The following is an 8,935-nucleotide window of genomic DNA, read 5'->3' as shown; positions in this document are numbered from 1 at the left end:
CTGGAAACATGCCTTAGAAGGATTCAATAAATTAGGTCTTACAAAGTATGAAAGAATTTTAGAAATGGCGATTTCCTACTTCAAACCATATCCGGCATCGGAAATTTCAGAACGTACCGCTCAATTAGGTGAAATTCAAATTGATTTCGATGATCTTGACAGTGCACTTTATTATGATGACGACGATTTCGACTTAGAGGATGCGATGCTTCAATTCATCCATACTCATCGAAAATCTTTTCATTTTGACGGGTATGTAGTCGTGCCAAAGGACTTTCAATTCTCCTTTAAAAACTAAAATCTTCCCCTCCTTCGAGGGTTATTTAGTCTGTTCAAGCTCCGGCAATGGCTTAACAATTTTTTTCGGGAATAGGGGGTCGTGACCTTTGAAATCTTTGAACAAGAAGAAATATTGGAAATTATGAAATAAAATACGCAATTCTTCGTTCGGGGGATGGGAATCCGGCTTTGATTCTGGTTAGAAGGATATGTCTTCTCTCTTCCTTCCACCCTTTTAGAATAGTCTTTGTTCTTTCGTTAGTCAATTTGTGAGGGCATTTTTTTATTTCCAATGACTTTGGATTTGAAGGTCATTACAGGTTATAGAGGGAAGGTATTCAAAAGAACTTAAAATCCGATTTTTCTTATTTTATGAAGATAAGAAGGTTTGAATTATTATTATAATGTGACATAATTTTATTATGAGTAAAATTATAGAAGTTCCTTCAGAAAACCAATTCATTCAATCAAGTTTAAACAGTTTCCAGTTACACACTTGGGATAGCACACAGGACAAAGAAATAATAAAACCGGTAAAGGAATTCAGTAAACAAATCTATAAGGAAGCGGGTTACTCTGAATACGAAACGGTTGATTTAGATAGCCGTCTACGACTCCTTCATGAGACACGTTATACGCATGTTTCAAATAATAGAGGTGTTGAAAAATTAATTCTCCATTTGTTTCCGTTTCATTGAAATGGACGATTGAAGCGGTTTTGTTAAACTTCACCATTGAATTTCTCAACAACTCTAATGAAGTCCTACCAATAAATCGTATTCGTAATCCGAGTCTTCCAGTTTTTTCTGCGTAATACTTTCCGAATTCTTTCTCAAATTTTTCCCAGTCTATCTTCTTCGATATTTGATACAACGGATGCCTATGATTGAGAATCTGGTCCAATCTGTTGCGAAATAATTCGCGTGTGTTGAGCTTTCTTCTGGTTTCATTTTCACCACGTTTTAGAGGACTTTTTCATTCTTTACGGTGATTTTGTTTTTAAACATTTACACTTGGATAGCATTTTATTTACGTTATACGCCATTTGGGTATTTTTTCAGGGACGACTAAATAGATTGTTCACCGGTCAATTTTATTTAGAGAATGCGCTTCTTCTCAGATTTGGCTTTTCTCTCGGGAGCAACGGGATAATTTTCTTCCAAAGTTTTTTAGGAATTTCTGAATCATATTTGTCTATTTCGTAAATATATTTTTACTCTTAATAGTACAAGCAGTTTTGAGACCGGCCTTAAAATCACCAAAAAATGAAAGGAAAAAGGTTATTGTTAAAATTCAAGTTCCTATTCTATCGGATACGTCGGCTAAAAATACTAGCGACGATCTCCGCCCTCTTAGCTTTATCAATGGATGGATGTCTTATCGTAACATCATAATGCGTATCCACAATGTTAAGCGTGACATTAGCTTTGGATGCGATAAGTTTCAACTGGTACCCGTGATTATCTATGATTCGATACAAGCCTAAGACGCCGAAAGAAAAAATTCTGCTTAAAAAAGGTAAAGACGAACCTTCCATAACCAATTCTCGAATTTCAAAAGCGTCGTAATGCAAAATCGCGACTGACCACAGAATTGCAAAAATCAATAAACCGAAAGCAGAATAGGAACCTAAAAAAATAGATCGTAAAGGTAAAACGTAGTTGAATATAAGAATGGTTAATAATGAGATTAAGATTCCTGAAAGCATCAAAAAAGAACGAATCCTTTTATCCCCTCGCTTTTTAATCATAGCATTACCTAATTCCAGGGAACTTTTTATAACAGATAAAAAACCAAACATCATAAGCAAATGGTAATTAAATAAGGGTGAGAACGAATAGTCGGACATACCATTGATCTTTGCATAACCACCGAAAAGAGAAATTAACGAGAAGGTAGGCAAAAGAATATAAATTAAAATTGTTCTATAAAGATTTAACTTAAACTTTTTACCGATGATCGAACATACGACCAAGTCAAGAAAAAGTGAAATGAATGGAATCGGTAATAAAATCCAATTCGCAAATATTTCTCGAATTCCGATCGGCACTTGCATTCGCATACCGAAGCCGATCATCCAGCCGGAAAGCATTAAACATAAGCCGAGGAAATATTTCTGAACTCTTGCACGCGGTGGTATGCGGAACACATAAATTCCAAGGTATAGAATAAAGAATCCGGCTACATAAGTTATCATTCAAAAATCCTAAAGAGCATACTTGCCACGCCATTATAATTTTTTTGACGCAATTTTCTGTAAAGTTTCTTTTTCTAATTCTATAACAGAACAAATACAAAGTTCACCTTTCAAATATAATCCGGGATAGTATATTTTTTCATAATATCTGTGGGATTCAAATGCACCGAATTTCTTATAAAATAATCCAACACTTTTAAGATTGATTGGATACATTCCATAAACTATTGAGAAATCTTTTTCGATACAAAATTTGGCGACAGCTTTGAAAGTTTCTCTTGCCGCCCTCCAACCCTCTAAACTATGAACAAACGCTAAAGAATTCCAATCGGCGACATTCTCCTCAATAACGGCGTAACGCCGTAATGGAATTTTTTCTTTTTCGTTGTAGATGACCGCGTTCTCAATAGGGATAACGTTGTACGGCTTTTTTTCAATAATACGCATGACAGAAAGAATCTCGTTATTTTTTTCAAAATAAAACCAATGGGCCCATTCGTCGTAATTAAATGCACGCCAGGGAGTGTCGCTATACCCGGCATTTGCATATGAAAAACGTAAGAATTCTTTGATTCTAGAAAGTTCCTCTCTCGATTCATAGCCAGAAATCATTTTGATAGATTTATTTAAAAGCAATATAGACATAATAATATTATGTCTCATTTATATTTAAAATCAAGCAAAGGTTTCTTTTTTTTATAATATTCTAATTTTTCAATCAATCTATTTGTTTAATTTTAAAACTAAGCTCAATATCAATTCGTATTTATCGGATTTCGTCAATGAAAGAGCTTTTACGATTTTGAATAATTCAGCGTTCTTTTTAATCTTGGTAAAAAATCGAATTTCATCATCAGTAAAATTTCCACTTCTTTTCTTATCTACAAACATATCCGCTTTGCCGTAGAAGACCCATTCCGCGGAAACATCTGTTACGTGTTCAAATGTTATCGCCATTGGCCAAGTCAAAGGGATTTTACGATTAGCAATTCTAGAGAGATTACTCGAAGCAATCTTCATACGGTTTGCAATACTGTTTTGCGTTTCCCCAAAGTTTTTCTTTAAATATTCGAGGGCATATTTAAACCGCTCTGCTATTTCCTCGCTAATTATTTCAGTATTATCATGTTTCATAATTTTGCACTATGCAAATTTTTTATAATTGACAAATTGCTTGATGCAATATATAAAATGAATCATCCTAAAATCTAAACACTGTTCCGGTCTATAATGCCAAATTCTAATTCAATAAAATCCCAAACCAAAAGCCTATTTGAAAGCCCCGCCGTTTTCAATTCCGTTCGAAAAATTTGTAATAGGGTATTTTTTCTACCATTCTTTTTTAAACATTCTAAACAGATTCAAAACACTTTTGATTCTCGGTTACAAAATAATCTGCAAAAGAACATATTATCGAATATCGACTTAGAACATATCGAATTCAAATTAAACTCATTTCTCTTGAATAAAGGCTATAAAGATGAAGAACTTCGAAAGGCAGACTTTGTCGCTTTCCTCTGGTTATCAACGCACCCGGCACACCATTTTTTGAATTTCAAAAGGTTAGAGGAACCCAAAGAACTGATTTATAGCACTAAACTTCCGCATAATCTTCTCGATATTGTGTTCGAATGCGGTTTTAACTCTCTCGCCACTTTCTATCGATCTTGTAATGAATTTTACAATTGTTCTCCCAAGAAACTACATAAATTTCTTTTAGATAATTCATCCGTTCTTAGGAAAAAAACCATACACAAAACAAGAAAATTAAAACTTATTTCCCTTTTATTACTGAGGCCGGTTCTTAGATCAATTTTAAAAGTCGAGCGATCCCTTCTTACTCAATTGAGCATAATTATTATTCATCTATTCCCAAGGTATAGCCTGTGTCTCTTCAATGCAAAATAGGAATGAATCATGATATTCAATTATGATAAAATAAAACCCTTAGAAATTACAGAGTCCGATTTAGATGAGTACGAAAAATACTTAGGGAAATCATTATACAAAGAGGACAGAGAAGCAATCTTGAAATTTACGGATTTTCGCAGAGTTTTAGCAATCAGAAGAAAATTAAAGATTAAACCTGTAGAATACTTTCCCTCAAATGATTTGAGAAACAACGAGTAGAAACAAGCCGCTTTCCGGTTTTCCGGACTTTGCTTGCTACCTTTGGTGGAGATTCTGCATTGTAAGTAAATCCATGATCACCACAATTGGAGACAAGATGTACATAAGTATCTTAACTAGAGGGGTTTGCCGTTGCAAATTTTTATTAACCGGTACAGCTTCCCAAAGTGGACAATTTAATTCTCTTGAGGCCTCGTCACCCAAAATGAGCGCTCGATCAACTCGCTGCACAAAGTAGCAATCATTATCAACACTTTCATTAGGCCAAGATTCAAATCGATTTCCTTTAAAGTTTGGAATTTTTCTAGCATACTTACCATTCCGCCATTTACCGTCCGATCCCAATAGTTCATGAATAATTAAATACTGAGCAACGACCCCTTGGCTAATAAACATAATCAAGGTTAATCTTTCCTGCGCCACGTAACCAAATTGTATTCCGTCCGAAATTGACTCCTTAGTTATTTTATAATAAGCATATAAGCGATCCATTTTGAACCTTTTTCCTAATATAACTTTGTCAATCGGCTTTAGAAAAGTTAGCTTTAAGGATGGTTCACTAGGATATATAATAGCCAATTCATCCTCTCTAGTTTTATCAATTTTAGGCAAATTCATAGGATCAAAATTAAAATCATTTGGACCATTTAGTATGTCTCCATTAAATTTTGGATCGTACTGTTTTTGCTTTTCAAATTCAGCAATTCTTTGTGCCACGCCTGCTAAATTCTTGCAACTAATGCTAATCGAGCATAAAAATATCATCGCCCATTTAATTATCTTCATGACAGTCTTTTTCAATAAGAAGTATTCCCTCCCATAAATTGATTTGCATCATAAATATAATTCTCCAGGTTATGGCCCCAACCACTTCCTTTGATTACTTTATAATTCGAATTAAATTGACTGGAGACTTCAACCGGATTACTAAAAATAAAATCTCCTTTATTTAAGTAAAACGTAGCACTTTTTAAATGATCCGGAATATTAAATAAACTTTGTGCACCGCCGAATGTAACATAATTTATATTCTTCAATATTTCCTTTCCCAGTGGTGTTCCTACCACGGATTGCAGTGCGGATCCAGCTATTGCCCCTCCTTCGCTATGACCCATTATAGTATCAATTTTTCCATTCATAACCAAATATCGAATTGTGTCTTGAGATTTGTCAGTTCCACTATTCATCCAAGTTGCAGCAGTTGCCACATGATCTGACGGACTATTATATACTAGAAAGACCTCTCGCCCAGAATCTGATTGAATTCCTTGAGCCTGCCGGATTGCATAATCCGGATTCGTATCTCTTCCATTTACATAGACGAATGAATTATCTCCCACTTCATTTCTATTTACTACTGATATTTTTCCACCTTCACCAATCTTAATGATACCACCATCAGTTAAGGTCTTATCTCCTATTTTAACGCTTTCTATCCTACCAGTTTCTCCATATTGATAAGATAACTTATTTCCATATTTATCTGTAGCGCCAATTATTTTTCCACTCGCATCTTTTTCATATTGATAACCGGATTTATTGCTTAAGTCTTCATATTTGAATCCAAAAAGATTTCTAACCTTTTTATCTATCCACGTATCATCCAACAATCCTGTTGCTCGCGTATCACCTTGTTGAAGCGGAAATTGAGCGATATCACCCCCGCCAAACAAGCCGCTCAAACCATCCCAAGCGGACTTAGCGCCACGACCGATTCCACCCACCAAACCGCCAACACCGTTCAAGATATCATCCAACAAGTTCCGGTTTGCAGCGGCGTGATTCGGGTTATTCGTCTTGTTGAAAAGACTACGGTCAAAGCCGTATTGAACGTCCGTAGTAAAACCGCCGTATTCGGAAACATTAAAAGAAGGACTAACGCTCATAGGACCAAACTTAGACGAAAGACCAAGCGAAGCACCGTAACCCGCTTTCGTATCGTAACTCAGACTCAAACTACCATACTGAGAGATACTACCGTATTGATTAAAACCACCTCTGACCGTTGCACTCACTCCTTGAGATTGATTGTCCCTACCGATGTTGTTCACATGTACACCCGCTTCAGCCCAGTTCGAATAGCCGTCTTTCGTTTTTCCGCCAAAACCGTATTTCAAACCTACACTTGCTCCCCAAGCTCCACTCTTGGCGTTGTAGTTTAATCCGATACTACCGCCTAACTGCGTACTGTTAGACGTCCCTATGTTCACACCCACTCCGAAACCGTTTGCGTAACTGTAACTCATGTTCATGCCTATCATTCCATCGGTGGCGTAGTCCAACGCAGAGTTTACAATTCCGGATACAATTCCCGCACCCATACCCGCAGCGCCGCCCTCATACGCTCCTCTAAACGTCTTCCAACCGGCAAGCACTCCCGTTCCGATTGCAGAAGCAATCATTCCACCCCCAAACATCGCTGCACCGGCGGCGACTCCAGGAGCAAAACCGGTTGCCGCACTCACCATCATTACACCGTATCCGATTGTAGATACGATCGATCCACCTACAGCTAAAACCGTACCTACGCCTTCTACAACTCCGTTGATCACTCTGTCTTGAGCGGCGTATTCCGCTCCGGTCCGCATTCCTAGTTCGTTGATATGACGTTGGGCTTTATTCGTGTCTCTAAACTTCGCGAGTTCGTAGTTGCCTTCCGCAAAAGTTCCGTCCAAGCCTGTATTCTGCATATTTAATATACCGCCGGTAAAAATTCCGAGAGCCGCTTCCGCTACCGTATCTGCAAAAAACAGGCCAAAGTCCACAAATCCCGATGTTGCATACAACACACCTTGTAACGCTCGTTCGCCTTGTTTGCCAGCTTCTTTTAAATCCTTCTTCGCTCCGTTAAAGTCTCCCGTGTAGGTCGCTTTCAAGTTGGCTTTCACTGCGGAAATAAAGGCACTCCCAACGCCCTTCACCGTCTCTACCGTTCCTTCAGCCACCGCACCCAGTTGATTGTAAAATCTTCCCATACCGCCCTGCTTTCTGTGCCGAGCCGCGTCCATCTTACCCTTTCTCTTGTCCATCTCCTTCTTCGTTTTCAAGATGACGTAGAACTGGGCAAACTGAGCTTCTCCAAACGTTCCATCCGCTACTTCTCCGACGAGAAACCCCGAGTTCATCGCTGATTTTGCGCATTGTTCCGCGGACTTGTTTAGGCAAGATACGCTTTCTCCACTTTTCACTGCGTCCAAGTATTCGTTGTAGGCCTCTTGAACCTCAGTCGGATCAAAAAGCCCCTTCTCTGCTTCGTAGTTGCGGCGTTTGTCGGGATCGGGATCGAGAACTTTCCTGAAGTCAGCGCCCATCTTGTTTCTGGCAAGTCGTACCATCACTGTTAGGTCGCTTGGGCTTGGAACATTGTCGCGATCAATCAGTAACTCAGGTTTCCCTAAATCCCAACTCTTTCCGTTCGAGTCTTTGACTTCCGGAAACACTGTCGGTGGATTGTAGTTAAAATACTGATACGTGCCAAGCGTTTGTACCTCGTCTCCTCCGCTGGCCGTTTTGATCGTGCGCACGTATGTGGCTCCCGCTCTCGCAAAGCCTCCGTACGCCATCGTTTGATTCAATTCTTCTTCCGCTTCTTCGTTTTTCTCTTTGATCGTTTTGGCAAACGCTTCGGGTAAACTTCGTAGAGACTCTAACGTTTGTAAGATGATCAGGTTTTGTGAGAGTTTGTTGGTTGTGTTCAACAAGCCTTTGAACTGCTCTTTCAATCCGCTGTCGTTGAAGTTGTATTTCTTCACTTCGTTTAAAAAGAAATTGGTGTCAATCGATGATGCTCGATCGATTAAACTTGCTGAGATACTTCCCGGTTTTTTACTCAGGATGCTTGAGAGGATGTCGTTCACATTCACGTTCATACTCACTCCAGCAGGTAGATTCTCTTGCATCGCTGATACCATTCCCGCTATCGAATCATACATTTCTTTCATCGTTAGCTCGTCTGCGTGTTCGCTGCTCTTTTGTAAAAAGCTTTGTGTCCACGCTTCTTTTTTTTCTAATGTACTTTCGATTCGATCCAGGTAGATCTTTTGGTTCGCTTCGTGTTCCGCCTTAAAGTCCGCTCTCCAGTCCTTCCATTTCCCTTGGAACTCCTGTACCATGTTCTCCCATCTCTTCGTTCCCGTTTGTTTCAGGTAACTCACGTTCTGGACCCAGTCGCTTTTTAAGTCATAGAATTCTTGTTCTTTCAAGTTCCAATGCTGTTTTTGTTGTTCCGCTCTTTGTTGCAGTTCCGCGTTAAAGATTTGGCTTACGACTCCGCTTTCTCCCATGTAGTCATTTAACACCGTTCTGTAGATGTTTGTTTCTACGTTGTAT

The 8,935-nt window shown here is 38.4% G+C and carries 7 protein-coding genes; 2 read left to right on the top strand and 5 right to left on the bottom strand.

Annotated elements, in window-relative coordinates:
- Window positions 1–298 (top strand): DMP19 family protein (locus LEP1GSC194_RS15570; RefSeq protein WP_036043300.1); only part of this gene is annotated, 298 nt, incomplete at its 5' end.
- Between the two features lie 1,287 nt (window positions 299–1,585).
- Here the strand turns inward: LEP1GSC194_RS15570 and LEP1GSC194_RS15560 are convergent.
- The 3 genes from LEP1GSC194_RS15560 to LEP1GSC194_RS15550 are packed head-to-tail and all read right to left on the bottom strand — an operon-like array spanning window position 1,586 to window position 3,610.
- The gene (locus LEP1GSC194_RS15560) at window positions 1,586–2,476 is read right to left on the bottom strand and encodes an LIC10906 family membrane protein (RefSeq protein WP_020774480.1); all 891 of its coding nucleotides are present in this window, start codon (window positions 2,474–2,476) and stop codon (window positions 1,586–1,588) included.
- Window positions 2,477–2,509: 33 nt separating this feature from the next.
- Window positions 2,510–3,139 carry an LBL_2463 family protein gene (locus LEP1GSC194_RS15555; RefSeq protein ID WP_020774479.1) on the bottom strand — a complete coding sequence of 210 codons (630 nt, stop codon included), beginning with the start codon at window positions 3,137–3,139 and terminating at the stop codon, window positions 2,510–2,512.
- Between the two features lie 60 nt (window positions 3,140–3,199).
- The gene (locus LEP1GSC194_RS15550; RefSeq protein ID WP_036043297.1) at window positions 3,200–3,610 is read right to left on the bottom strand and encodes a hypothetical protein; all 411 of its coding nucleotides are present in this window, start codon (window positions 3,608–3,610) and stop codon (window positions 3,200–3,202) included.
- A 783-nt stretch (window positions 3,611–4,393) separates the two neighbouring features.
- Between LEP1GSC194_RS15550 and LEP1GSC194_RS23190 the strand changes: the two genes are divergently transcribed.
- Window positions 4,394–4,606 (top strand): LIMLP_19325 family protein, encoded by a 213-nt coding sequence (locus tag LEP1GSC194_RS23190; protein ID WP_017808349.1) that lies wholly within the window; start codon window positions 4,394–4,396, stop codon window positions 4,604–4,606.
- A gap of 36 nt (window positions 4,607–4,642) precedes the next feature.
- Here LEP1GSC194_RS23190 and LEP1GSC194_RS15535 read toward each other — a convergent pair whose 3' ends face one another.
- Window positions 4,643–5,392 (bottom strand): hypothetical protein, encoded by a 750-nt coding sequence (locus LEP1GSC194_RS15535; protein WP_156469900.1) that lies wholly within the window; start codon window positions 5,390–5,392, stop codon window positions 4,643–4,645.
- An 11-nt stretch (window positions 5,393–5,403) separates the two neighbouring features.
- A partial coding sequence (locus LEP1GSC194_RS23185; protein ID WP_232424469.1) for a hypothetical protein occupies window positions 5,404–8,935 on the bottom strand: 3,532 nt, incomplete at its 5' end.

Source organism: Leptospira alstonii serovar Sichuan str. 79601, from assembly GCF_000347175.1.
Taxonomy (GTDB): domain Bacteria; phylum Spirochaetota; class Leptospiria; order Leptospirales; family Leptospiraceae; genus Leptospira; species Leptospira alstonii.
This window is presented reverse-complemented; position numbering and strand designations above follow the sequence as displayed.